Genomic DNA, 21,889 nt, shown 5'->3' on the forward strand with positions numbered 1-21,889 from the left:
GATCACGAACGGTCGCGACCGGCAGACCTGGCCTGTCCATGTGTTCCATCGATGCGTCGGGGCGGCGTGTTGAATCGGACAAAGCCCATAGCGCGACACAGAAATGATAATGATTGCCATGCCTGTGCGTGAAGCTTTCGTCTAACCTTTGTCGGAACTGTTTGCTTCCGGGAGAAGACACGCTAGATTTCGCAGGCAGACTGATGAAAGAGCTTTGGAGGAGCGATTTTATGAGACGGATGTGGCCGGAGGAGTTCAATTCCATTCTCGATGGAGCCGAGGAAGTCACGCTGGAACTGCCGGCTGTTGAGCACGAAGACGGCTCACGCAGCGAAGCGGTGAGCCGCAAAGCCCTGAAGGTCCGCATATCCATGGAGGACTATGAGCGCATCTGGCCGCTGGCCGAAATGCGTTACCGTCTCGACGGCAAGATGGCCGGCAAGGCGATCACCCTGATCACGACAAGCCCGCACTATCATCGCTGGCATCCCGCCGATGGCGGCAGTGTCGACAAAGTGTCCGACAGCGGCCGCCACTACACGACGAAATATGTCGTCGTGCATTTCCTGCTCGACGATGTGAGGGAAACGGCGGCCGCCTAGGCCGCCGCCCAAATCACGCGGCGTCCAGCGCCTGTTGCAGATCGGCGACGAGATCATCCGGATGCTCGATGCCGATCGACAGGCGGATCGTCGATTCCAAAACGCCGATCCGTTGGCGCACGTCGGACGGCACGCCGGAATGCGTCATCGTTGCCGGATGGCTGGCGAGCGATTCCGTGCCGCCCAGGCTGACCGCGAGCTTGAAGATCTGCAGGGCGTTCAGGAACTTGAAGGATGCCGGCTGACCGCCCTTGATGTCGAAGGAGAAGGTGGATCCGGCACCGGTGCACTGCGCCGCAAAGGTCTTTCCAAGCGGTGAGTTGGCATCGTGATAGGGCAGGTAGTGAATCTTCTCGACCTTCGGATGCTCGCGCAGGAAATCGGCAACGACGCGGGCATTGTTGTCAGCGCGCTCCATGCGGATCTGCAGCGTTTCCAGCGAACGACCGAGCATCCAGCAGGAGTGCGGGTCGAGCTGGGTGCCGATGGCGCCGCGTAGCGCCTTGACCTGCTTCATGACTGCCTTCGAGCCGAGGGCTGCGCCGGCGATCAGATCCGAATGGCCGCCGACATATTTGGTCAAAGAATAGAGCGAAATGTCCGCCCCGTGCTCAATCGGTCGCTGGAAGACCGGACCAAGCAGCGTGTTGTCGCAGGCAATAACAGGCGTATGCCCCTGCTTCCTGCCGATCGCGTCGGCGACGCGGCGGATCATTGCGACATCGACGAGGCTGTTGGTCGGATTGGCTGGCGTCTCGACGAGGATCATTGAGACCCGGCCCTTGGCCATGGCTTGTTCCGCAGCCGATTGCACCGACGCTTCGCTGACGCCGTCGGCGAAGCCCACGGCAGCAACGCCGAGATTGAGGAAGGTCTTTGCCAGCAGCGTCTCCGTTCCACCATAGAGCGGTTGCGAATGCAGGACGGCATCACCCGGCCGGACGAAGGCCAGCAGTGTTGTCGCGATTGCCGACATGCCTGACGAAAAGAGGGCGCAGCTTTCGGTCCGTTCGTAGACCGCAAGCCGGTCCTCGACGATCTCGCTGTTGGGGTGATTGAAGCGGGAATAGACCAGCCCGGCGCCCTTGCCAGCTGGTGGCTCCTTGCGGCCGGAGACATAATCGAAGAAGTCGCGGCCATCCTCGGCAGACTTGAAGACGAAGGTCGAGGTCAGGAATACCGGCGGCTTGACTGCCCCTTCCGACAATTCCGGATCGTAGCCATAGTTCAGCATCTGCGTTTCGGGATGCAGGGCGTGGTTGCCGATGTGGGTCTTGGAAGGGTGCGGTGCGGTCATTGTCGTCTCCTCGCGCGATGCCGTGATGCTGGCAAATTATATCAGAATGCGACGGCTGTTCTTGCTATTTGCCGCGCGGTTATGCTCTTTGAAGCAACTTAGTGCGGAGAATGAAGCATTGTGACGCAGAAAATTGCTGACGAGATGGATCGGAAGATCCTCAAGGAGTTGATGAATGACGCCCGTCTGCCAAACAACGAACTTGCCGAGCGAGTCGGACTTTCTGCATCCGCTTGTCTTCGCCGTCTGCGCCGGCTGGAGGACGCGGAAATCATTCAGGGCTATACGACCCTCGTCGATCCGGCGGTCGACGGCTGGACGATGACGGCGCTGGCTTCGGTTCGGCTCAGTCGCCAGCACGAGGATGAAATCCAGATGTTCGAGAGTGCGGTTCGCGGATGGGACGAGGTGCTCGAGTGCCATCTTGTCACCGGATCACGGGACTATGTGCTGAAGGTGATGAGTTCGGGTCTCGAGGATTACGAGCGCTTCATCAAGGAAAAGATTGCCCGGCTGAAATGCGTCGATACTATCGAGACCAGCTTCGTGATGAACACGATCAAGGCGCGGCGGGTGTGATATCCGCGAGAGCTTGATCTTGCGCCCAGGTTTCGGACAAAACGACCGGAGGATAGCGATGACCGAGTTTCCCTACCGTTCCGCTTTGATCGTCGGTGCAGGCCCGGGTCTCAGCGCCTCGCTTGCACGTCAATTGACGCGGCGCGGCGTCAAGGTCGCGCTGGCGGCGCGCAACGTTGACAAGCTGAGCAAGCTCACTGACGAGACCGGGGCGAGGATGTTTGCGGCGGATGCCGCCCAGCCGGCGTCCGTCGCGGCGCTTTTCGATGAGGTCGCGGCAGCCATCGGCGATCCGGAGGTTGTCGTCTACAACGCCAGCGGCCGGCTACGTGGCCCCTTGGCCGAACTCGATCCGGCAGCGGTCGAGCAGGCAATTGCCGTCAGCGCCTATGGCGGCTTTCTCGTCAGTCAGCAGGCGGCAAGGCGCATGCTGCCGTATGGGCGCGGCGCAATCCTATTTACCGGAGCGACGGCGAGCGTGAAGGGATATGCCCAGTCGGCCGCGTTCGCCATGGGCAAATTCGCGCTTCGCGGCCTTGCCCAGAGCGCTGCCCGTGAACTCGGGCCGAAGGGCATTCACGTCGCCCATTTCATCATCGACGGTGGAATCCGATCGGAGATGCGCCGGGAGGATCCGGCCAAGCCGGATGCGATGCTCGACCCCGATGCCATCGCGCAGACCTATATCGACGTCCTGCTGCAGCACAGGAGCGCCTGGTCGCAGGAAATCGAGGTGCGACCGTGGACGGAATCGTTCTGATAGCGGCCTAACATGCGCACACCGCCTAATGTTGCGGACGCGGCACGCGCAGGTCGGTTTTGACACGGAAACCGGCCGAAAATCCTCAAAAGTTAAAAAAATCTCACGCCGATTAACGGGTTGTTTACCACGTTTCGTGAATGGTGCTGTCTGAGCATTGGCGACTTGCATTCCTTTTTTCAGTCTCGCGTTTCATGGGAATGCCGCTACGCCGTACAGGTTGAGGAAAGTCTAATTGATTATCCCTTCATGAACGGTGCTCTCGTCCGCATTCCGGTGCGGCGGTGACGGAAGCCAATGATCGGCCCTGACGAGGGTTCGGACAGATGAAGCGAGCAAGAAGATGAACGGATCGCGATCAAATTCCCCACGGCATTCCGACAGGGCGTCGCTCGATGCGCTGAACCGCACCATCGAAGGTCTGGAGGCGAGGATCGAGGGCTTGATCGGCACCAATCCACGCGATCAGCGTCAGCGCGCTCCCGCGCCGGAGCGTGAGATCTATGCCGATCCCTATGTCGCCCGCGCGCCCTATACGGCCGAAGCGCGACCCGATCCTTTCGCCGAAATTCGCCAGCGCCAGCGCATCCTCGAAGCCAGCCGCGAACGCCCGGCAGCGCGCGAGCCTGCCTCCTACACGCGCGAGCAGCCGGCGGCCGCTCCGCGTGCACCTCTTCCGGTCGCCGAACGCGCGCCGCGCGCCCCGGCTCCGCAACCGGGCAACAGAGCCGCCGAAGACACGATGACCGAGATCGCGCAAGCGCTGGTCAACCTTCGCCAGGACCTGAAGCGTGACATCTCCGATGGCGTGACCCGGGAAATGAATGCGCTGCGCGACGAAATCCGCAGCATCAAGGTTGGAGCGGAAGACCGCCGCTTCGCCGATGACATCCGCGCCGATATGAGCCGTCTCGCCAGCAGCATCGACCAGCTTGCCGGCCGTTCCAACGCGCCTGAGGCGCAAGGCTTGCGAGGTGAGTTCGAAGAGCTGCGTTCGCTGATGGACGGGCTCGCACGCGAAGATTCGATCCGCCACATGGAAACCCGCTGGGACGGATTCGAGAACCAACTGCACGCGCTCGACACCGCAGGCCTGCAGGAGGAGCTTGTCGCGCTCGCCTACCGGCTCGATGACATCAAGCGCCATATCGGTGGCATGGGCGATAGCCCGGCCGTGCGGGTTCTCGAAGACAAGCTTATCTCCATCGCGACGGCGATGGAGCAGTTCGGCAGCATGATCCAGCCGCACGACCGGGCGATGTCCGAGCAGTTTGCGGCGATGGACAGCCGCCTCGACGAAATCAGCCGCGCCATCGCCGCAACCAGTCGTGCGGCCGCAAGCGGCGATCCGGCCATGATGCATCGCCTCGAAGGCCGCCTGAATGCGCTTGGCGACCAGATCGACATGATGGGCCGCAGCGTTGCCAGTCGGGCCGCGCCGACGGATGCCCTGGCGGATCGGCTCGAAACTCTGACGCTGCGCGTCGAGGAACTTGCCAACGCCGAGGCAACGTCGCGCCTCGATGAACGTCTGGAGCACTTGTCCTACCTGCTCGAGCGAAACCACAAGGCTGCGCCGCAGCCGGAGCTGACAGGCGCACTTGCCGACATTTCGCGCAAGATCGATGCGCTCGAGACCGGTTCGGTCAATGATGCGCTGGCGCAGCGCCTCGACTATCTCGCCCGCCGCATCGACGAGATGGACTTCCAGCCGCTTCAACCTGTCGCGGCCCCAGTGGACGACAGCGCCTTCCGCCGCATCGAAAGCAGGCTTGGCGATATCGCCGCGCGCCTCGAGGAGAGCACTGCAGCACCGGCGGCCGACCCGCACGCGCTGAAGAGCCTTGAGGATCAGATCGCAAACCTGTCGGCGCTGATGAGCGAGCCACGACCTGCGGCCGAGCTGCCGGCGGAGTTCGACAGGCGGATGGGCGCCATCGAAGACTACATGGCGACCAGCGACGAATATATCATCGAGGCTGCCCGCCAGGCGGCGGAAGCAGTGGTCGAGGCCTATGCGAGAAGCGGCGCCCTGCAAGGCGGTGCACCGGCAGCCGCCGACATGTCGGCGCTGAATGCGCTTGCCGAAGACCTGCGCCAACTGGAAGATTTGAGCCGCAGCAGCGAGGAGCGCACGCACAAGACCTTCCAGGCGCTGCATGAAACGCTTGTTCAGATCGCCGAGCGCCTCGACACCATGGAAGATCGCGCCGTCGCAAGACCGGCGCCGAGAATGCCTATCGCCGATGTCGATTTCGCGGTCGATCCCTACGCGATGATGCAGGCTGGCGCCGAAGACGCCCTGAAGCCCGTTGCGTTCGGAACCCGTACATCGGTCAGCCGCGAGCCCGAGGTTGCCGAGGAAGCACCCCTCGTTCCGGTCATGGCGGCAACGGATACCAGTGTGATCGCGATCGAGGCAGCGACGAAGACGGCAGCCTCTCCCTCGAAGGGCAGCCTGCTTTCCAGCCTTGGCAAGCGTCTGCTGCCCAGCAAGAAGGCGACGGCGGAAACGGCCGTCACCGAACGGACCGTTGTCGATCCTGCGCCGTCGATCGATCCGGTCGATGTGATGCCACCGGAGGCCGCCAATGAGCCGCTTGAACCGGGCTCGGGTGCACCTGACATCAAGAAGATCCTGGAGCGGGTGCGCGCCAGCCAGAACGCCGCCCGGACAAACGCCAAGCCGGCAACGGAAAACGAGCGCGCCGACTACATAGCCGCCGCTCGTCGCGCCGCGCAGGCCGCCGCCATGGAAACCGAGCCGACCGCCAAGCCGCAGCTGGCGAAGGCCGAGAAGAAGGCAAAGGACAAGGATACGACCAAGGGCGGCGCTTTCTCGCGCTTCCGCCGTCCGATCCTGCTCGCCGTCGGCGCAGTCCTGTTGGCGATCATGGCCTTCCCGTTGGCCCGCACGCTGACCAGCGGCCAGCCGGCGCCGTCCGCCGAAGTTGCAGTACTGACGGATTCGTCCAGCAATGTCCTTCCGGTCGATAGCGAAACCGCACCCGACCAGGTGGTAGCAACCGCTCCGGCAGTCCCGGCCGAAGAAGCCCCTGTCGTGCCGCTCGCAAGCGCCGATCCAACGCCCGCACCGGCCGTACCCGACCACTTGACGGCGACAGCACCATTGAATGGCGATGCGGCCGCTCCACTTGCGCCCTCCGGCACTCCGCAGGATGCCTCCGGCTTCGTGGCCAAGGATACGGCCCCGGTTGCCGCTGGCGTGGCCGCCGCGCCCGCCCCGGCGGTGGAAACAGCCGGCATCGCCATTCCGGACGTCGTGCAGCCGAAGTCGCTTGCCGATGCCGCCAAAAGCGGCGACCCGCTGGCGCTCTTCGAGATCGGCGCCCGCTATAGCGAAGGTCGTGCCGGCATTGCCGCCGATCCGAAGGAAGCGGCACACTGGTACCAGCTTGCGGCCGACAAGGGCTTCGCGCCGGCTGAATACCGTCTCGGCAACATTTATGAAAAAGGTACGGGCGTTGACCGCGACGTCGCCAAGGCGAAGCAGCATTACGAGCAGGCCGCCAACAGCGGCAACGCAAGCGCGATGCACAATCTCGCCGTGCTTTATGCATCGGGCGCGCTAGGCCAGCAGGACTACAAGGCGGCCGCGGACTGGTTCATCAAGGCGGCCGACCTCGGCATCGCCGACAGCCAGTTCAATTTGGCGATCCTTTGCGCTCGCGGCAACGGCGTCGTGCAGGACCTGACCGAATCCTACAAGTGGTTTGCGATTGCTGCCAAGGGCGGCGACAAGGACGCCGCACAAAAGCGCGACGAAGTGGCGAACGCGTTGAAGCCTGATCAGCTGGAGAAGGCGCGTGCCAAGGCTGACCAATGGAAGGCGGCACCGCTTGACAGCAAAGCGAACGCTGTCGACGCTCCTGACGAGTGGGTCGGCAACGCCACCAAGACCTCGACCGTCGACATGAAGAAGGCGATCCGCAACATCCAGGCGATCCTCAACAACAACGGCTTCGATGCTGGTCAGCCGGACGGCGAGATGGGCGCGAAGACGGTCGCGGCGATCAAGAACTTCCAGAAGTCGGTCGGCCAGGAGCCGAGCGGCAAGATCAACGACGATACGGTGAAAGCTTTGCTGGAGCGCAATAAGGGCCCTGCCACCAAGGTCTGATGGCAGCGCGCCAGGCTCTTGGGGCGACGCGCCTGCTCGCGTGGGCAGGCCCGTGCAAGCTTCGCCGAGTATTTATGGGCAAGCTTGGAGTCCGTTCATGCGGCTCAGAGGCGGGCGGTTGTATCTATCGCAGCTCAAGAAGAATAAATTTCGCATTTGGCGCGTGTTGTTCCAAAAATGCCATTTGCAAAATATTGCAACTATGATTCTTCTTGCTGCGTAAGTGCTCTGCGTATCGTGATTCGGTGAATGTCTTTGATGCTGAATGATTTGGCGGAGATTCCGAATGATTAGTCTTGATATTGAGAGTTGGGCGCTGACGCGAGCTCACCATATCGTCCTGAACGAGGGGTTGAATCTTGCGAAGGCGGCGCAAGATCTGGATCGCAAACGGTCGCGCACACTGGTTTACGAGCTTCAGAAAGTCATTGCTGCCGCCATCCTTGAAGCGCATGCGGCCTCTTTGAATTCCGACAGGCAGCTCGCTGCCCAAGAGACCTGATCGCAGTCCGTCGCGGGAGCCGCCGGTCCAAGGGGTAGAGCCAGGCGCCTGCTTTGCGTCTTCTTCGTTGCGATTCTTTTCTGGCAGCTTGCATCGGTCGACTGGACGATCGTCTGCCTATGGTTTGCCGGCCTCCGCGTCGAGGGTATCGATCAATCTGGCCATGACGAGCCGGGCTGCCTCGAGCTCGGTGGCGATGAAGGACTGCCCGAGCCTGTCGGCCCAACCTGCTTGCGCTATTTCGATAGCGGCGAGGCGGGCTTCACCCTCCTTCGTCAGCTGTACGAGCTTGGCGCGCTGATGCTGCGGGTTGTCGACGTAGCTGATCAGCCCATCATCCTCCAACGTGTCCGCCAGCCGCTGCACACCCTGCCGGGCGACCCCGAGCATCCGGGCGATCTGCGCGACGGAATGTGTGCCGTTTCGCGCCCCCGCGAGTACCTGCCAGCGAGCGCTCGTCTGCCCGGCGGGCTTTGCCAACTCATCGCCGGCGGTGGTCAGGCGACCGGCAAGCCGCAATGCGGTGATAGCAAACAGCGAGAACGCATCGCCTTCCACCGTCCGCTTCGAATGGTTACGTTTGACAACATGTTGTCGCTTTGCTATCTCGTCAATCATGACAACATATTGTCATTATTGGGAGCTCTTGCAAAGGGCCGGAGGAGGAATTCCATGAAGAAGACCTACACGGGCAGCTGCCATTGCGGCGCGATCCGCTACGAGGTCGATGTTGACCTGCAGGCTGGCACCGGGCGTTGCAATTGCTCGGTCTGCGGCAAGCGGCGTTATTGGGGGGCCATTGCTAAGCCCGAGGATTTCCGTCTGCTATGTGAAGAGACGGCGGCTGGCGATTATCAGTTCGCAACGATGAGCGGCCATCACCGCTTTTGCACCACCTGCGGCCTGCATGCCTACGGACACGGCCATATCGAGGAGATCGGCGGGGACTACGTGTCAATCAACGTTGCCTGTCTCGACGACATATCACCAGAAGAGCTTGCCGCACTGCCCGTCCGCTTCATGGACGGGCGCCACGACAACTGGTGGAACGAGCCCGCTGTGACGAGTTACCTCTAGACGCTGAAAGGCTCTAGCCGCAGGCCGGGACTCTCGCAGCCCGGCCGCGCTCGGCGCGAAGACCGAGCAGCCCGGCTCCGCTCACGAGAATGATCGCCGTTGCATAGAGGTCGGCGGTTATTTGGTAGCCGAGCGATTTGGTCAGGAAGCCGGCGAGGATGGCCGGCAGGCTGAAGGCGAGGTAGCTCTGGATATAGAAGGCGGACAGGAGGCCGGCACGCTCATCAGCCTTTGCAAGTGGCATGATTGTGCCGATTGAGCCGAGGAAATTTGTGCCGAAGCCCGCGCCTGTCAGGAGCGTGCCGATAAGCAGCAGCGGGACGTTGCCGAGATGGACGCCTGCGACGACGGTCAAAATTCCAAGTGTGGTCGCGGCTGTGCCGAAGCCGAGATTGGCGGCGCCGGACTTGTTCCTCCTGCAATAGACAGCCACTGCGCCCGATACCATCAACGCGGTCACGATCGAGCCACCCGTGAGCGGCGCCCGGCTGCCGGTTGTGCTGGCAACCAGTGAGGGGACCAGCGAGAGGTAGAACCCGCCAAGCGTCCAGTTGGCGATGTTGATCGGCGTCACCAGGGCGAGCGGGCGTTTCACCTGCGGCGGAATTGAGATCGTCGGTTTCAGCGAGTTCCAGAAACCCGGCCGGCGACCACCGGTTTCGCCGGTCGCCCAGATCGCGGCGGCCTGTCCTGCGAAAGCAGCGAGCAGGATCGCATAGACGAGGTGAAGCGGGAACGGTCCGTACTGGATCAGAGCGCTGGTGCCGATGGCGCCGACGGCCATGCCGGAAAGCGGCGCGATCGAGTTGACGAGTTGGCCCTTGGCGCGGTCGATATCGACAAGGGCTGCGCCGATAGACGCGCCGGCAATGCCGGTTGCCAGTCCCTGGACGATCCGCGCGGCAACCAGCCAGCCGGGACCGCTTGCCACAACGAACAGCCCCATGGCGATGATCTCCAGAATGAGCGCCGTGAAGATCACCGGCTTGCGACCGAGGTGATCGGAGATCGAGCCGGCGATCAGCAATGCTGCGAGGAGCGCGAATGCATAGACCGCGAAAATGACGGTGATCAGCACCGGCGAGAGGGCAAGATTTTCCTGATAGATCCGGTAAAGCGGCGTCGGCGCGGCCGATGCGCCGAAGAAGGTTGCCAGCGTAATCGCGTGGAAGCGGATCGGATTGCGCGAGGTCTCTGTGGAATTGGCGGCGCGGAACATATAGCCTCTTAAAGCTAATTCGATGCGTTAGCCATTTAGGTCGACTCAACGCTAAAAGCAAATAATTTGCGTTAATGGATCGGTCAAAGATTTTGAACCATGCGCCGGGCAGGAAGACAGGACTTAAGAATATGGCAGCTAAGGAAAATCTCCGCCCCGGTGGCCGCAGTGCCCGAGTGCAGGCGTCCGTGCATCAAGCGGTGCGCGCGCTGCTTGCCGATATGGACCGGGCGGATGTCACGATCCCGCTGATCGCCGCAAGGGCTGGTGTCACGCCCTCAACGATTTACCGTCGCTGGGGCGATCTGCAGGAACTGCTGGCGGATGTCGCTGTCGAGCGCCTGCGCCCCGACATGCAGCCAATCGACACCGGCAGCGGTCGCGGGGATCTTCAAGCCTGGGCGGAGCAATATGCCGAAGAAATGTCCTCGGGCATCGGACGCGAGATGATCCGTGACGTGCTCGCCGCGCAAGACAACGCCAACGCCTGCCAGTGCTCTGCCTTCACGCGTGAACAGATGCAGCTGCTGAGCAACCGGGCGCTTGCCCGTGGCGAAAGCTTTCCGACTGTCGATGCCGTCATGGATCAGGTCGTTGCACCTATCGTCTACCGCATTCTGTTTGACGACGCGCCGAGTGCGGAGCGCGTGCGTGGCCTTGTGGCCGAGGTAATGACCAAGGCCTAGCCGCTCACTCGGCTGCCGCGCGTTTGTGCGCCGAAATCTGCGTAATGTGGGCCCTGAGCGCCGCCGGGCGTACCGGCTTGTGTTGGATGCCGATTCCGTGTCGCTCCGCTTCGGCGCGGACCTCCGGCGTCCGATCCGCCGTGACGATCAGCGCCGGGATGAAGGCGGCGAACCGTTCCCTCAGCGTCAGAATGGCGGCAACGCCTGTGCCGTCGCCAAGGTGGTAGTCGGCAATAACCAGGTCCGGAGGCGGCTGACGGGCACCGAGCCCGCTGATGGCGCTTAGCGAATCGACGCACTGGACCTCGCAACCCCAGCCGCTGATGAGGAGCTGCATGCCTTCCAGGATGTGCGGCTCATTGTCGACGCAGAGGACCTTCAGTCCCTTGAGGCTCTGCGCCGAATGCTCGACCGGCTGCACGGCGCCAACCGATTCGACCAGCCTGGACGTCTCGCGCGGCATGACGATGCGGAAGTCCGTGCCCTTGCCGTGCGTCGAATGCAGTTCCACCGGGTGATTGAGAACGCGCGCGATGCGGTCGACGATCGACAGGCCGAGGCCCAGTCCAGAGGCCGTCTTGGCACCCTCGTCGAGCCGAGCGAACTCCTTGAAGACCGTCCGGAACTTCGACGGCGGGATGCCGATCCCCGAATCCATCACCTGGATCACCACCTGGTTTCCGCGCCGCCGCGCGCCGACCAGCACCTTTCCGTCGACTGTGTACTTGATCGCGTTGGAAACGAGGTTCTGCACCAGGCGGCGCAGCAGGTTCGGATCGGAACGGACCCTGAGCGTGGTTGGCATCACCACCAGTTTCAGCTTCTTTTCGCGGGCGATCGGCGCGAAGTCGGTCTGAATCCGCTCCAGTAGATCGGAAAGCGGCACCGAGGCTAGCCGTGGCCGCATGGCTCCGGTATCGAGCCGCGAAATATCCAGCACGGCTCCAAGGATGGTCTCTACCGATTCCAGCGCGGAATCGATGTTGCGAACGATGGCGCTGCTGTCGGACTGGCCCATGCGCTCGACCAGCGCCGATGAGTAGAGCCTGGCGGCATTGAGCGGCTGCAGGATGTCGTGGCCGGCGGCGGCAAAGAAGCGCGTCTTGCCGAGATTGGCTTCATCCGCCGCTGCCCTTGCCTCGCCGAGTTCGTGGTTGACGCGAGTGAGCTCGGCGGTTCGTTCGGCAACGCGCTGTTCCAGCGTTTCGTTCGCCTGCTTCAGCGCCCGGTCGGCTGCAACGCGTTGGGTGATATCGGTAAAGGTCGCCACGATACCTTTGTCCGGCATTGCGTTCGAGCGCACTTCGATGATCCGCTCGCCGCCGCCGAGCACCAGCGCGAAGGGCTTGTCCAGCGTCAGGAAGTGACGGACGGTGTGGTGCACGTCGCCGGCTGGAATATCGCCGCGCTGGCTGAGGATCGCCACGATGTCAGCCAGCGGGAAGCCGACTTGTCCGGCGTTTTCGGGCAGATCGAGCAGTTGTCGGAAGCGTCGGTTCCAGATCGTCAGGTTGTTCGAGCTGTCGAAGACCGCGATGCCCTGGTCCATCTGCGAAAGCGCTGTCTGCAGCATGTCCTGGTTATATTGCAGCGCCTCGCTTGCCTGGTCGAGCAGCCAGGCCGTATCGGCGGAGGCGTCCTCCATCTTCTGAAGGATCAGCGACAGAACGAGCCGGGCGGAGGAGGATCCGATGGCGCTGCCGAGCAGCTGCTCGGTGAAGTGAATGAGCGCCATGTCCGCCGGCTGATCGTCCTCCAGCTTGCGGCCCGAATTCTGCTGATAGGTCTGGAACGACCGTTCCATGCGCTCCTCACCGAGGTAGCGCGAGATTGTCGCCTTCAGGTCGGCGATGCTGATGCGAGTTTTCCAGCCGCGCGTCGCAAACTGCGAGCGCGACTGCCGCTTGACGAAGATGCCGGCCTGGATGCGTTCGAGCGGTCGCGCATTGCGGGTCACCGAACCGATGATGAAGAAGGCCGTGTTGACGAGCAGGCTCATGACCGTGGCATTGACCAGCGGGTCGGCGTCGGGCCCGCTGAAAACCGTCGTGCCCGGAAACAGGAATCCAAGGACCGCCCTTGCGACGGAAGAGTAGTCCGGTCCGCCAAGTGATGGGAGGAACAGCAGGTAGATCCAGATCACGAAGCCGGAGGTCAGCCCCAGGATGGCGCCGCGCGCGTTGGCCCGCCGCCATAAGAGGCCGCCGAAGAGCGAAGGCGCCATCTGGGCGATGGCGGCAAAGGAGAGCAAGCCGATCGAGGCAAGCCCGGTCGTGCTGTCGGTCGATCGATAATAGGCGTATCCGAGTAAAAGCACGGCGAAGATCGCACTGCGCCTGACGTTGAGCAGGGTTTTGGCGAAGTCGTTGCGCTGTCCGGTACGGTCGGTCAGCTTCCGGTGCAGGAAGATCGGCATGATGATGTCGTTGGACACCATGATCGACAGCGCCACCGATGCGACGATCACCATGGCCGTTGCTGCCGAAAACCCGCCGATAAAGGTGATCAGCGAGACAACAGGCATCTGCCCGGCAAGCGGCAGCGAGAGCACATAAAGATCCGCATTGCCCCCACCGCCGAAGGTTAGCAGGCCGCCGATCGCTACCGGCAGCACGAAGAGATTGATGACGATGAGGTATAGCGGGAACAACAATCCCGCGAGCCGGAGCTCCCGCGCCGTCCTGTTCTCGACAACCGTGACGTGGAATTGTCGCGGCAACATAATGATGGCGAAGGCCGACAGCAGAATGAGGGTGATCCAGCGGCTGAGCGGCGTCTGATAGTGGAGAGCCGAGAGCACCAGCTGGTTTTCGGCGGCCCTCTGCCAGAGGTCGGACGGGCCGTCGAATAGGAACCAGATCACGCAGACGCCGGCCGTCAGGAAGGCGAACAGCTTGACGACCGACTCCATGGCAATGGCGAGGATCAGCCCGTCCTGGTGTTCGGTTGCATCGGTGTGGCGCGTGCCGAACATGATCGCGAAGCAGGCGAGGACCAGAGTGACCAGCAGCGGCAGGTCAAGGAAGTAGAGATTGCCGCTGCCGATGCCGTAGTCCGACGGATCGAGCATCGCCGTTACGGTGGTGGACACCGATTTGAGCTGCAGCGCGATATAGGGGATGGCGCCGACCAGCGAGATCAGCGCAACGATGGTCGCGACCGTGGAATTCTTGCCATAGCGCGCAGAAATGAAGTCGGCGACGGATGTCAGCTTTTCCGCCTTGGCGAGCTCGATGATCCGGCGCAGCAGCGGCATGCCGAGCGTGAACATCAGGACCGGTCCGATATAAATCCCCAGGAACTCCAGCCCGCGCTGCGATGCCTGTCCGACGCTGCCGAAGTAAGTCCAGGATGTGCAATAGATCGCAAGGCTGAGTGCATAGACGACCGGCCGCCCGCCTGGCGGCGTGCCGAACATCCGCCGCTTGCGATCGCCATGGCTTGCCACGGCAAAGAGCAGCAGCAGATAGCCGAATGCAGATGCGAGTATGACCCAACCTGGCAGCATCGAACCTCCGCCAGCGCACCACGCGCCGGCTCTCCCGGATGCTTCGAGACTACGGCAATTCCCCACCTTTGAACATCAGGGGGCATCTAGGCATTAAGTCAAAGGCCGCTCACCCCAGCCGATATTCTGTAATTAGCGATTGAATAATTGCATCGAAGATGTAGCTAATGAAAACAATGACCTGTCAGTGAAACTGCATCAGAGGGAGACGGATCGGATGCTCAACGAGTTCAAAGCATTTATCGCCCGCGGCAATGTCATGGACCTTGCAGTCGGTGTCATCATCGGCGGTGCGTTCGGCGGTATCGTCAAGTCGTTGGTGGACGACGTCATCATGCCGATCGTCGGGGCTCTCTTCGGGGGCTTCGATTTCTCGAACTACTTCATCGGTCTGTCGTCCAACGTCAATGCGCCGACTCTGGCCGCCGCACGCCAGCAGGGTGCGGTTCTTGCCTATGGCAGCTTCATCACGGTCATGATCAACTTCCTCATTCTCGCCTGGATTATCTTCCTGATGGTCAAGGGCGTGAATACGCTGCAGAAGCAGGTGGACAAGCAGCTGAAGCTCAAGCAGGCCAAGGAAGAGGACGCTCCGCCACCGGCCGATGTCGCGCTTCTGACTGAAATCCGCGACCTGCTGGCCAAACGCCCGGCCTGATGGCCTTGAGCCCGCCGACGAAGGCCGGGCTCGTCCATCCATCACGAAAAACGATATTGCATCACCGATTGTCATGGGATTTGCCGCCGCTTTTGCTTTAAGTAGGCGCAAACCGGAGTGATGCATGTCGATTGTGAGCAGCCTTAGCCCGCGCGCCGTCCTGGCGCCCGAAAGCGGGATCGTCGAAGTCGTCAACTATGCCCGTGGCCGTGATGGCCTGCTGCCGCTTTGGGTCGGCGAGGGGGATTTGCCGACGCCCGAGTTCATCAACAAAGCGGCGATGGATGCGCTTTCCGGCGGCGAGACCTTCTATACCTATCAGCGTGGCATTCCCGAGCTGCGTCAGGCGCTCTCTGATTACTACGCCAGGCATTTCGGCGTCACCCTGCCGGTCGAGCATTTCTTCGTCACCGGTTCCGGCATGCAGGCGATCCAGATCGCCGTGCAGGCGCTGACCTCGCCAGGCGATGAACTCGTCTACTTGACCCCTGCTTGGCCGAACATCGCGGCAGCCCTGGAAATTGCCGGCGCGCGTTCCGTCGCAGCCCAGCTGAGTTTCGAAGGTGGCAAATGGGCGGTCGATCTCGATCGCATCGCGGCGGCCATCACGCCGAAGACCAAGGGACTGTTCATCAACACGCCGTCCAATCCAACTGGATGGACCGCAAGCGAAGACGACCTTCGGGCCATCCTGGCGCTGGCGCGCACGCATGATCTCTGGATCATGGCGGATGAGATTTATGCCCGCTACTACTTTGCTGGCGGTCGCGCGCCCTCTTTCCTCGACGTGATGGAGCCGGACGACAAGGTGATGTTCGTCAACTCCTTCTCGAAGAACTGGTCGATGACTGGCTGGCGTGTCGGCTGGATTGTCGCCCCGCCGCAGGCCGGTCAGGTGCTCGAAAACCTGATTCAATACTCGACGTCGGGCGTGGCGCAGTTCATGCAGCGTGGCGCTGTAGCGGCCCTGAATGACGGCGACAGCTTCGTGCAGTCCAACATCGACAAGGCCAGGCGCTCCCGCGACATCTTGTGTGACGCGTTGATCGCCACGAACCGTGTCGAGACGCTGAAGCCGGACGGTGCCCTTTACGCATTCCTGAAGATCGACGGCGTGACCGACAGCCGCAAGGCGGCGATCGACATCGTCGACAAAACGGGTGTTGGCCTGGCGCCGGGCGCGGCCTTCGGTCCGGGCGGTGAGCTCTTCCTGCGCGCCTGCTTCCTGCGCGATCCGGCCCAAGTCCAGATCGCCGCCGACAGGCTGTGCGACTACATCCTGAAGCTCTGAGCGAATTTGCGGCATATCACGCGGCGCCAGCCAGCTCATGAGCTGGCCTCGCCGCTCCACTCGGCCCCGTCACTCTACTCGGCTTTGCCGCGACCTGCCGCGTCAAGCGCCTGCACGCTGGCGGCAGCAACTAGGCCGGTCAGGACGATTCCGGAGAGTCCGATCGGCAGGATGAGCATCCGCGCCACAGTATGCTTGGGCGCAAGGTCGCCATAGCCGATCGTGAGACCAGTTACGAAGGTGAAGTAAAGGGTTTCACCGATCCGCCAACCCTCGATCCGACCGATGACAAACCCGGATCCGATCATGATGACAAGGACTCCCGAGAAGATAGGCCAGAGTACGCGAACCTGCTGAAGCAGCGCGGCAAAGAACAGCCGTCTCATCCGTTTGGCTTGGTTCCTGGAGCCTGCCGACATCGTCATGTGCCTTTCGAGATCGCGTGCGATGCATGCTACGCCTGCAAACGGATAAATGGCCCTGCGCGACGTTGTGTCATGGAAAGGGTGCCGAGAAGGTTTCAGTCACCAGGACCGTCATCATAGTCATCGTCGTCGTCATCATCGTCGAACTCGGTAGGGTCGACCACGGCGACTAAGTAGACTCGCCAGCTTCGGTCGTCGTCGGACAAGGACGCCGTTGCTGTCGCGGGCCGCTGCTGCCAAATCTCAAGCTCCGGTGGCGAAGGTTCCCGCAGCCCTATCGGCGAAACGCCGTCCCAGAGCGAACGGCCCTCATTTTGCAGCACGCGGAGATCGCGCAGCAGTGTCCTGTCGGTGAGCCGGGTTGCGGCATCGACATCGTTTGCCGCTTCAAAGGCGATGACACCGCGCCCCGAGACTTCGGCCACATAGACGGTCATTTTCGATCCTTTCGCGAGATGACTGGACGGCATGCGAAGGCGAAGTAATTCGGCGACACGCTCGTCAACCCGCCTGCCGTGGGATGGCCCCGTGGCATCACGACGGATTAGTCGGAGGCAAGACAAATAACGTGAACGCGAAAATTGCATAAAGCGCCAGAGCCATGACGCCGACATACCAAGCCCCACGGCCGCCATTGGACAAGAGGGCCGCGGCCAAGGCGGCGACGATCATCATCGTCACGGCGCCCCGCCAAAACTGCAATGTCATGGGTTCCGGGCCGATGAAATAGCTGACGAGCACCAATACCGGCGCGACAAACAAGGCAATTTGGGCTGCACTCCCCAGCGCAATCCCGACACTGAGGTCCAGCCGATTTGCACGAGCGGCGGAAAACGCTGTGGTCATCTCCGCCGCCGCACCTACCAAAGCGACGACGATGAAACCCACAAATGCCGGCGTCATCCCGAGGTGCTCGGCGGCAGCCTGAACAGAGCCGACAAAGATCTCGCTGACCAGTGCGACCAGCAGCGTCACGACAATCAATATGGCGATGCTCAGGCCAAGCGGCCATAGCTTTTCGTCTTCTTCCGCGTGGCTGACGCTTGCGAAAAGCTCGCGGTGTGTCCGCAACGAAAACAACATGCCCAGCGCATAGACGGCAATGAGAAGGATCGCCAATCCAAGGCTCAGCTTTTGGGAGACGTCAAGTGCGGGAGGCTGGTCCACCTCGCTGATCAGTGAAGGAACCAGGACAGCAATCGTCGCGAGGAATAGCAGGCAGGCCTGAAAGCGAGCATTGACCCGGTTGAATTCCTGAACGTGATGCTTGAGCCCCCCGAGCAGGAACGACCCTCCCAGCATGAACAGGGTATTGGTGACGATCGCGCCGGCGAGCGACGCCTTGACCAACAGGTATTGTCCGGCCTGCAAAGCCGCGAGCGATATCACGAGTTCGGTCAGGTTCCCGAGCGTAGCATTGAGCAAGCCGCCGACGGCGTCTCCGGTCCTGGCCGCAACCGCTTCGGTTGCGCGGCTGAGGAGCGCGGCCAAAGGTACGATCGCGACGACCGAAGCAAGGAACAACAGCGTGTGGCGATCGGGAAAAATCCGTTCCAGAAGAATGACGACAGGTACGAAAACGATCAGCCCGAGAACCGGTGCGTGACGGATTTCGTCGATGACAACTCTTCCCACCGAAGACGGCGGCGCGATGGAAGGCCTTTCCCCAAGATTGCCCATATCTTTTGTCCGGAATCGGAGCGACCCAAGACGAAGCCTACCACCTTTCATAATTGCTGTCGCGACGTCTTGAACGTGTGGTGCAGCCTATTTCAACTTGACGACGTCATCCGGTTTCCATGTCTGGTCGAAGAACTCGACTCCAGTTCCATAGAGACGCACAGCGGCAATGAAGTCACGGCCCGCGACCGTCTGGATCCAGTTGCTGTCAGGAGCCTCCGCTGGTTTGGTCGCTCCGAAATAGAGGTCGACCGATCCGTCATCGTTGGTCTTCACCTTGTAGAAGGCATTGATCGACGGCAGGAGCTGCTTTGTCTCGGGCATCGAGCCATCGGTAACATTGTACGCTGTGACGGCCCAGAACAGCGCGGCGGGCGGGTGCGGCGGCAGGTGTAACTTGTAGGAATTCGAGCCGTTCAGGAAATCGCCATCCGCATCGCGGGCTGTGAATGGATACTTCGAACCTGCGTCGAGAGTTCGCATGACCATGGCGGGAGCTGAGGAATAGGCGAATTGGAAGTAAGAGGCGCGCTGCAAGACATCCAGATAGCTGTCCTGCATCCATTCGGCGGTGCCGCCCGCCCAGATGTTCTCGTACTGCCGATCCGTATAGTACAGATTGCGCTTATCGGGACGGCCGAGCTGGCGGCTTGCCAGGATCATCTTGGGTGCGGTTTCGATAGCTTTCTGCAGGGCGGCGTTCTGCTTGTCGGTGGGTTCAAACGGCTGGCCCTTGATGATGCCGACCGAGGCGAGCACGCCGCGGGTCACAGGATCGATCGAGGCAACGGGCTCGTAGTCGACGAACGCCTTCAGTTTCGTCCAGTAGGTGCTGCCCGTCGGATACATCATATTGACGCGCTTGCCGCTGGCGTCGGGAAACTGCATGGGCTTCACGTCCTTCTCCGGAGCCCAGAGGGGGTAGACGCGCGTCCGCTCGGCATTTGCGGCGGCGGGAGCCGGGTCAGGTCCGTTCTCTCCCTTTGCCATGATGGTGCGGAAGAACAAGAAGACGTTGTATGTCGGCGACTTGAATGCGAAGTAGCCCTTCGGTACTTCCCCGTCATAATCTGGCGGCAACAGCAGATATAGCCCGCCCCGCGCCCTGTCGGGACCAATCGCGCCGACATCGGTGAGTGTGTGCTGGTAGAAGTCAGTAAACATGCCGATGACGTTCGGGGGCGCAGCCACGACCAACGGCCCGTCCTTCTTGAGGTCGAGATAGCTCATCGAGTAGATGACGTCGGCGTTGGGTGTTGGAACCCATGTACGGCTGTCCATGCGCTCCTTCCAGATCGGCAAGACATTGTAGCCGGCGCCGAAGGTTGCTTCCGAACCGTCCCGCATGCCGATGGTGTTGAGAATGGGCAGCGTCAGGACATAGGCTTGTACGGCGTTCTGATAGTAGAACTCATCGCGAAGCGACTCCGCTTCCTGCTGCGGCAGCCAGTTTCCCTTGTTGATCTGCTCCATGAGAGGAGGGATTTTACTGTCGTCCTGCGCACGGAGCGACGAATTGCTCATGGAAAGTGCAACGCCCGTGAGCGACGTCAGAAGCGAGGCATACGCCAAAGCCGCAAGCCGGTTCATTGGGGAACTCCTAAGAATGAGGAACAGATCATTCGCCGGTGGATCGGGCCATTCTTTTCGCGTTCGCGTAAGTACGTTACGGTAAATTTTGCAACGGGTGGACGATCGTGGACGCTCGGAGCGCCGGGAGCCCGAAGACAGCGCCCTACCCAAGACCCGTCACCTCGTTCAGCCTTCGGACCCCAGACAGCCGGCATACCGGCTATACAGCTTGGACATGTTTGGTGTAGCAATTCCCTTAGAGGTTTAGGGGGTGCATCTTGGTCAGGAAGATAATTTCCCTTGTTCTGGGGACCGTTTTGGTACTCGCCGGGATCTACGGCCTTCTGTATCTGCTGTTCTTCACCGTTGATCCCGTCAGAACTCTGTACTTCCTGGTTCCCATCGGTTTGTTCGCCGTTGGGATAGCCATTCTCTGGGAAGATCTGACGGCATTCATTCGACGCGATTGAAACTTGGAAGGTTGGTTGTCGCCAACGGCGTTCACATCGCCGCTTAGGCGACCGGCGCCCCGATGGTGCATTGTCTGGTCCGTAGCAACAGGCGGTTGATCGGAGCGACGGATTTCGAAAATAGTCCCCCCGAAACGGCACATCCATAAAATTGTAACAGAGCTCGAAATCCGCCCCTAACCAAGCCGTCAAACTTACCGGCGTGGAAGCCCCTCGGGGCTCATTCGATAGGAGATTCTGAAAGGAAAAACGGCGTCAGATGCCCCGCGTGAATGAAGCGGGGATGTGGGATATGGCAATTTTAGTCACGGGCGGGGCGGGCTACATCGGCAGCCACATGGTCTGGACATTGCTGGATGCAGGCGAAGACGTCGTTGTGCTGGACAACCTTTCGACCGGGTTTCGCTGGGCGGTGGCTCCGCGCGCACGCTTCTATCTCGGTGATGTCGCCGATGCCCAGTTGCTGAAGACGATCTTCATCGAGAACGACATCGAAGCCATCATTCATTTTGCCGGCTCGGCGATCGTGCCCGTATCCGTTTCAGACCCGCTTGCCTACTACGACAACAATTCCGGCAAGACGCGGGCGCTATTGAGCGCCGCAATCAATGCGGGCATCCGTCATTTCGTCTTCTCCTCGACGGCAGCGGTTTACGGTCCGCAGATGACGTCCGAGCCGGTCAAGGAGACGGCGCCGCTCAATCCCGAAAATCCTTACGGCCAGTCGAAGCTGATGACGGAATTCATGTTGCGGGACGCGGCGGCGGCCTACGATTTCGACTATGTCGCGCTGCGCTACTTCAACGTCGCCGGCGCCGATGCGCTGGGGCGTACGGGCCAATCGACATCTGGCGCCACCCACCTGATCAAGGTCGCCTGCGAGGCGGCTCTTGGTAAACGCAGCGGCGTGCAGGTTTACGGCATCGATTATCCGACCCATGACGGCACCGGCGTCCGCGACTACATCCACGTCAGCGACCTCACCGCGGCTCACCTGAAGGCGCTGCAGCATTTGCGCCATGGCAGCGGCTCACTGGTTGCCAATTGCGGCTATGGCACCGGCTATTCGGTGCTCGACGTGCTCAACATGGTCACACGCCTGCACGGGCATTCCTTCAAGGTTCACATAGCGCCGCGGCGTCCAGGCGATGCGGCAAGTGTCGTCGCGGACTCAGGCCTTGCCCAACGCGTTCTGGATTGGAAGCCGAAGCACGATTCGCTGGAGACGATCGTGCAGAGTGCGCTCGACTGGGAACTGTTCCTGATGAACCGCAACGTCGACGATCTGCAAAGCCTTCACCGGGCGCTCGCCGCCTCGTTCTGAGAAACAAAGCCCATCCCCAGTCCCAGCCATCGACTATGCCGTCGAGTGCGTTAAGGTGGCATGACGCTTGGTAGCGCCGTTTTCGTCAAGGCGAGCCC

Annotated in this window: 19 protein-coding genes; 11 read left to right on the forward strand and 8 right to left on the reverse strand. The window is 61.4% G+C overall.

Features of this window, described 5'->3' with window-relative positions; all coding sequences use genetic code 11:
• Positions 1–230 precede the first annotated feature (230 nt).
• Positions 231–602 carry a hypothetical protein gene (locus FHT76_RS16920; RefSeq protein ID WP_183860308.1) on the forward strand — a complete coding sequence of 124 codons (372 nt, stop codon included), beginning with the start codon at positions 231–233 and terminating at the stop codon, positions 600–602.
• Between the two features lie 13 nt (positions 603–615).
• On the opposite strand, the gene FHT76_RS16925 is transcribed toward FHT76_RS16920, so the two are convergent.
• Positions 616–1,899 carry a cystathionine gamma-synthase family protein gene (locus FHT76_RS16925; protein WP_259126459.1) on the reverse strand — a complete coding sequence of 428 codons (1,284 nt, stop codon included), beginning with the start codon at positions 1,897–1,899 and terminating at the stop codon, positions 616–618.
• Between the two features lie 120 nt (positions 1,900–2,019).
• Here FHT76_RS16925 and FHT76_RS16930 point away from each other — a divergent pair, with 120 nt between their 5' ends.
• From FHT76_RS16930 to FHT76_RS16945, 4 genes are all read left to right on the forward strand, one after another.
• Positions 2,020–2,478: an Lrp/AsnC family transcriptional regulator gene (locus tag FHT76_RS16930; RefSeq protein ID WP_183860305.1), complete on the forward strand. Its 459-nt coding sequence runs from the start codon at positions 2,020–2,022 to the stop codon at positions 2,476–2,478.
• A 58-nt stretch (positions 2,479–2,536) separates the two neighbouring features.
• Positions 2,537–3,238 (forward strand): SDR family NAD(P)-dependent oxidoreductase, encoded by a 702-nt coding sequence (locus FHT76_RS16935; protein WP_183860303.1) that lies wholly within the window; start codon positions 2,537–2,539, stop codon positions 3,236–3,238.
• 343 nt (positions 3,239–3,581) lie between these two features.
• Entirely contained in the window at positions 3,582–7,379 is a 3,798-nt protein-coding gene (locus FHT76_RS16940) for a peptidoglycan-binding protein (RefSeq protein WP_183860301.1), read from the forward strand.
• 286 nt (positions 7,380–7,665) lie between these two features.
• A complete protein-coding gene (locus tag FHT76_RS16945; RefSeq protein WP_016552681.1) occupies positions 7,666–7,881 on the forward strand; it encodes a hypothetical protein in 216 nt (71 codons plus the stop codon).
• 117 nt (positions 7,882–7,998) lie between these two features.
• On the opposite strand, the gene FHT76_RS16950 is transcribed toward FHT76_RS16945, so the two are convergent.
• Positions 7,999–8,499, reverse strand: a complete 501-nt coding sequence (locus FHT76_RS16950; RefSeq protein ID WP_183860299.1) for a MarR family winged helix-turn-helix transcriptional regulator — start codon at positions 8,497–8,499, stop codon at positions 7,999–8,001.
• A 54-nt stretch (positions 8,500–8,553) separates the two neighbouring features.
• Here FHT76_RS16950 and FHT76_RS16955 point away from each other — a divergent pair, with 54 nt between their 5' ends.
• Positions 8,554–8,958, forward strand: coding sequence for a GFA family protein (locus FHT76_RS16955; RefSeq protein WP_183860297.1), 405 nt, complete (start codon positions 8,554–8,556; stop codon positions 8,956–8,958).
• Between the two features lie 13 nt (positions 8,959–8,971).
• Here the strand turns inward: FHT76_RS16955 and FHT76_RS16960 are convergent, their stop codons facing one another.
• Positions 8,972–10,177, reverse strand: coding sequence for an MFS transporter (locus FHT76_RS16960; RefSeq protein WP_016552684.1), 1,206 nt, complete (start codon positions 10,175–10,177; stop codon positions 8,972–8,974).
• A gap of 131 nt (positions 10,178–10,308) precedes the next feature.
• On the opposite strand from FHT76_RS16960, the gene FHT76_RS16965 reads away from it, so the two are divergent.
• Positions 10,309–10,863, forward strand: coding sequence for a TetR/AcrR family transcriptional regulator (locus tag FHT76_RS16965; protein ID WP_183860293.1), 555 nt, complete (start codon positions 10,309–10,311; stop codon positions 10,861–10,863).
• A gap of 4 nt (positions 10,864–10,867) precedes the next feature.
• On the opposite strand, the gene FHT76_RS16970 is transcribed toward FHT76_RS16965, so the two are convergent.
• Positions 10,868–14,371 (reverse strand): PAS domain-containing hybrid sensor histidine kinase/response regulator, encoded by a 3,504-nt coding sequence (locus FHT76_RS16970; RefSeq protein ID WP_183860291.1) that lies wholly within the window; start codon positions 14,369–14,371, stop codon positions 10,868–10,870.
• A 217-nt stretch (positions 14,372–14,588) separates the two neighbouring features.
• On the opposite strand from FHT76_RS16970, the gene mscL reads away from it, so the two are divergent.
• Positions 14,589–15,029 carry a large conductance mechanosensitive channel protein MscL gene (mscL, locus tag FHT76_RS16975; RefSeq protein ID WP_183752784.1) on the forward strand — a complete coding sequence of 147 codons (441 nt, stop codon included), beginning with the start codon at positions 14,589–14,591 and terminating at the stop codon, positions 15,027–15,029.
• A gap of 124 nt (positions 15,030–15,153) precedes the next feature.
• On the forward strand, positions 15,154–16,320 hold the full coding sequence (locus FHT76_RS16980) for a pyridoxal phosphate-dependent aminotransferase (RefSeq protein WP_183860289.1): 1,167 nt from the start codon (positions 15,154–15,156) through the stop codon (positions 16,318–16,320).
• A 74-nt stretch (positions 16,321–16,394) separates the two neighbouring features.
• Here the strand turns inward: FHT76_RS16980 and FHT76_RS16985 are convergent, their stop codons facing one another.
• The 4 genes from FHT76_RS16985 to FHT76_RS17000 all read right to left on the reverse strand — a co-directional run bounded on the left by FHT76_RS16985 (position 16,395) and on the right by FHT76_RS17000 (position 20,015).
• Positions 16,395–16,706, reverse strand: coding sequence for a potassium channel family protein (locus FHT76_RS16985; protein ID WP_183752780.1), 312 nt, complete (start codon positions 16,704–16,706; stop codon positions 16,395–16,397).
• Between the two features lie 134 nt (positions 16,707–16,840).
• On the reverse strand, positions 16,841–17,182 hold the full coding sequence (locus FHT76_RS16990; RefSeq protein WP_183860288.1) for a hypothetical protein: 342 nt from the start codon (positions 17,180–17,182) through the stop codon (positions 16,841–16,843).
• A gap of 97 nt (positions 17,183–17,279) precedes the next feature.
• Positions 17,280–18,425 carry a calcium/proton exchanger gene (gene cax, locus FHT76_RS16995; RefSeq protein WP_183860286.1) on the reverse strand — a complete coding sequence of 382 codons (1,146 nt, stop codon included), beginning with the start codon at positions 18,423–18,425 and terminating at the stop codon, positions 17,280–17,282.
• An 87-nt stretch (positions 18,426–18,512) separates the two neighbouring features.
• Positions 18,513–20,015 (reverse strand): DUF1254 domain-containing protein, encoded by a 1,503-nt coding sequence (locus FHT76_RS17000; RefSeq protein WP_183860284.1) that lies wholly within the window; start codon positions 20,013–20,015, stop codon positions 18,513–18,515.
• A 260-nt stretch (positions 20,016–20,275) separates the two neighbouring features.
• On the opposite strand from FHT76_RS17000, the gene FHT76_RS17005 reads away from it, so the two are divergent.
• Together FHT76_RS17005 and galE are read left to right on the forward strand one after the other, a co-directional pair.
• Positions 20,276–20,467 carry a hypothetical protein gene (locus FHT76_RS17005; protein WP_183860282.1) on the forward strand — a complete coding sequence of 64 codons (192 nt, stop codon included), beginning with the start codon at positions 20,276–20,278 and terminating at the stop codon, positions 20,465–20,467.
• A gap of 292 nt (positions 20,468–20,759) precedes the next feature.
• Positions 20,760–21,791: a UDP-glucose 4-epimerase GalE gene (gene galE / locus FHT76_RS17010; RefSeq protein WP_183860280.1), complete on the forward strand. Its 1,032-nt coding sequence runs from the start codon at positions 20,760–20,762 to the stop codon at positions 21,789–21,791.
• Positions 21,792–21,889: the final 98 nt, after the last annotated feature.

The sequence above is a fragment of the Rhizobium sp. BK176 genome (assembly GCF_024808055.1).

What these genes read in the sequence shown, in the direction of transcription:
- FHT76_RS16920 (WP_183860308.1), top strand. Translation starts at nt 231, where the DNA reads ATGAGACGGATGTGGCCGGAGGAGTTCAATTCCATTCTCGATGGAGCC.
- FHT76_RS16925 (WP_259126459.1), bottom strand. Translation starts at nt 1,899, where the DNA reads ATGACCGCACCGCACCCTTCCAAGACCCACATCGGCAACCACGCCCTG.
- FHT76_RS16935 (WP_183860303.1), top strand. Translation starts at nt 2,537, where the DNA reads ATGACCGAGTTTCCCTACCGTTCCGCTTTGATCGTCGGTGCAGGCCCG.
- FHT76_RS16940 (WP_183860301.1), top strand. Translation starts at nt 3,582, where the DNA reads ATGAACGGATCGCGATCAAATTCCCCACGGCATTCCGACAGGGCGTCG.
- FHT76_RS16945 (WP_016552681.1), top strand. Translation starts at nt 7,666, where the DNA reads ATGATTAGTCTTGATATTGAGAGTTGGGCGCTGACGCGAGCTCACCAT.
- FHT76_RS16950 (WP_183860299.1), bottom strand. Translation starts at nt 8,499, where the DNA reads ATGATTGACGAGATAGCAAAGCGACAACATGTTGTCAAACGTAACCAT.
- FHT76_RS16955 (WP_183860297.1), top strand. Translation starts at nt 8,554, where the DNA reads ATGAAGAAGACCTACACGGGCAGCTGCCATTGCGGCGCGATCCGCTAC.
- FHT76_RS16960 (WP_016552684.1), bottom strand. Translation starts at nt 10,177, where the DNA reads ATGTTCCGCGCCGCCAATTCCACAGAGACCTCGCGCAATCCGATCCGC.
- FHT76_RS16965 (WP_183860293.1), top strand. Translation starts at nt 10,309, where the DNA reads ATGGCAGCTAAGGAAAATCTCCGCCCCGGTGGCCGCAGTGCCCGAGTG.
- FHT76_RS16970 (WP_183860291.1), bottom strand. Translation starts at nt 14,371, where the DNA reads ATGCTGCCAGGTTGGGTCATACTCGCATCTGCATTCGGCTATCTGCTG.
- mscL (WP_183752784.1), top strand. Translation starts at nt 14,589, where the DNA reads ATGCTCAACGAGTTCAAAGCATTTATCGCCCGCGGCAATGTCATGGAC.
- FHT76_RS16980 (WP_183860289.1), top strand. Translation starts at nt 15,154, where the DNA reads ATGTCGATTGTGAGCAGCCTTAGCCCGCGCGCCGTCCTGGCGCCCGAA.
- FHT76_RS16985 (WP_183752780.1), bottom strand. Translation starts at nt 16,706, where the DNA reads ATGAGACGGCTGTTCTTTGCCGCGCTGCTTCAGCAGGTTCGCGTACTC.
- FHT76_RS16990 (WP_183860288.1), bottom strand. Translation starts at nt 17,182, where the DNA reads ATGACCGTCTATGTGGCCGAAGTCTCGGGGCGCGGTGTCATCGCCTTT.
- cax (WP_183860286.1), bottom strand. Translation starts at nt 18,425, where the DNA reads ATGGGCAATCTTGGGGAAAGGCCTTCCATCGCGCCGCCGTCTTCGGTG.
- FHT76_RS17000 (WP_183860284.1), bottom strand. Translation starts at nt 20,015, where the DNA reads ATGAACCGGCTTGCGGCTTTGGCGTATGCCTCGCTTCTGACGTCGCTC.
- galE (WP_183860280.1), top strand. Translation starts at nt 20,760, where the DNA reads ATGGCAATTTTAGTCACGGGCGGGGCGGGCTACATCGGCAGCCACATG.